Source organism: Pseudoalteromonas sp. SG45-3, assembly GCF_014164075.1.
Classification (GTDB): Bacteria; Pseudomonadota; Gammaproteobacteria; order Enterobacterales; family Alteromonadaceae; genus Pseudoalteromonas; species Pseudoalteromonas distincta.
Window position 1 is genome coordinate 1 of sequence record NZ_JACJEN010000063.1, and the last position, 701, is coordinate 701.

The 701-nt window shown below is 51.8% G+C and carries 1 protein-coding gene; it reads right to left on the reverse strand.

Annotation, left to right across the window (positions count from 1 at the left end; translation table 11 throughout):
• Nucleotides 1-701: Ig-like domain-containing protein (locus H5126_RS21255; protein ID WP_182758584.1), on the reverse strand; the 701-nt coding region annotated here is incomplete at both ends.

The following is a 701-nucleotide window of genomic DNA, read 5'->3' on the forward strand; positions in this document are numbered from 1 at the left end:
GTAGTGGTATTACCGGCGTTATCACTAACGCTTGCTTCAATAGTGAGTGGACCATCAGTTAACGCGTTCGGTACATCTGCTGACCAGCTGCCATCGGCTTGTACTGTTGCAGTAAACGTTTCTGTATTATCTGCATCCGTGACGTTAATCGTTATAACCGTGCCTACTGGCGCGTTCGATGTCCCGCTGATTGTTGGCGTGCTGTCGTTGGTTGCGCCGACTGTGTCTAACGTCAGTGTTGGCGCTAAGGTATCTAGGTTGCCCGTTTGTGTCGCGCCGCCGGTGTTGCCTGCATCATCGGTGATACTGGCTTGTACGCTGTAGCTTCCATCTGGTAATTCAGGGCTGGTTGCTTGCCAATCACCGTTTGCATCCACGGTGGCGGTGATTGGGTGTTCATCACCGTTACTGTCAGTAATAACAATGTTTACAACGGTGCCTTCAGGCTCTGTTGAAGTACCACTAATCACTGGGGTGCTGTCGTTACCCAAGCCCAGTGCATCAACGGTGACGATTGGCGTAATAGTATCCACATTACCACTGCTGTTTACTGTGCTCTCGTTGCCTGCCGCATCGGTAATACTCGCGCTTACAGTAAAGTCACCTTGTGCAAGGGCACCTGGAATCTCAATGTTCCAGTGGCCATCGCTGCCAACTAGGGTCTCAATGGTTTGCACAGCGCCTGCGCTGTCGGTGATGGT